The organism is Aestuariivita sp. (assembly GCF_021404545.1).
GTDB lineage: Bacteria > Pseudomonadota > Alphaproteobacteria > Rhodobacterales > Rhodobacteraceae > Aestuariivita.
This window is the reverse complement of record NZ_JAAWWD010000096.1, coordinates 1-1,243: the sequence shown is the minus strand read 5'-3', so window position 1 is coordinate 1,243 and position 1,243 is coordinate 1. Positions and strand designations below refer to the sequence as shown.

The following is a 1,243-nucleotide window of genomic DNA, read 5'->3' as shown; positions in this document are numbered from 1 at the left end:
GGGGACAGCTGTGAATCTGGGCTCCCGCCTCACCGTGGGCCGTGTCGCCCTAGCTTGGCGGGGATGTCCTCAAAGGTCAGGTCAAGGGCCGTGTCGTGGTCGATGTGAACGCCTGGGCCCTTGTCCAACCCATGAAAAACGGCGCCTCGCGGGGCGCCGTTTTTTTTTTGTGAGTCTAGGGTCTGTTGAGATTCAGGATTCCCTAACAGCTTAAGTTCTGATTCAAGCTCCCAAAAGGGAGGTCTGAATGGACACGAGCAGGTTTGTCATCCGAGATCATCAATGGGCGAAGATGGAGCCGCATTGCCTTGGGCTGAAGGCGCATCCGGGGCGCACGGGTAGCGATGCCCGGCTTTTTATGGAGGCGGTGTTTTGGATTGCGCGCACCGGCGCGCCCTGGCGCGATCTGCCAACCAGCTTTGGAAACTGGAATACCATCTATCGCCGATTTCGGGATTGGGCACGAGCAGGTGTTTCTGAGCGCATGTTCAATGACTTGTCGGATCAACCCGACATGGAGATGGCGATGATAGACGGCACCATCGTTAAGGTTCACCGCGCCGGACAGGGCGCAAAAGGGGGACTCTCCGTCAGGCTATAGGCAAATCAAAGGGCGGTTGGACGACCAAAATCCTGGCACTGACGGATGCGCTTGGAAACCTCGTGCGGTTTGTTCTACTGCCGGGAAACCGCTACGACACTGTGGGTGTCGCACCCCTGATCCATGGTTTGTCATTTGACGCGTTGCTGGCCGACAAGGCCTTTGACAGCAACTGGATCGTTGAAGAGATGAACGCGCGCGGCACGACCATCTGCATTTCCCAGAGGCCGCAGCGCAAGGCGCCGTTGCACATTGATGAGGAAATGTACAAATGGCGACATCTGGTCGAGAATTTCTTTTGCGATCTGAAAGACTTCCGACGGATCGCCTTGCGAACCGACAAAACCGACCTCAGCTTCGCAGCAATCATCAACGCTTGCGCAGCACTGCTCAACTCAAAGTGAATCTCAACAGACCCTAAAGCGGCGCGTCTACACCGCCGGAAGCTCGGCGCCTGCGTCGACCCTTTCTCGGCGGCCATCCTTGAACATCGCCTTGTTCAGCGTGATCCCCTTCCTGCCCATCTCCCCCACGGAAGGTCGCTGGGTCGACGAATCTTGCCTTTTCTTTGAGGCGGGACCATATGGGACGCGGCCCGGGCCCGTGTACCGGCGGTGCGTCGCCCCCCCCCCCCCCCCGGCC

General features: G+C 58.6%; 1 protein-coding gene. It reads left to right on the top strand.

Features of this window, described 5'->3' with window-relative positions:
• Positions 1-247 precede the first annotated feature (247 nt).
• Positions 248-1,005 (top strand): IS5 family transposase gene (locus tag HEP69_RS23555; RefSeq protein ID WP_290560952.1). Its coding sequence is split into 2 segments (ribosomal slippage): positions 248-590 and positions 590-1,005, totalling 759 coding nucleotides; the frame shifts between segments, so codons are not numbered across the junction.
• Positions 1,006-1,243: the final 238 nt, after the last annotated feature.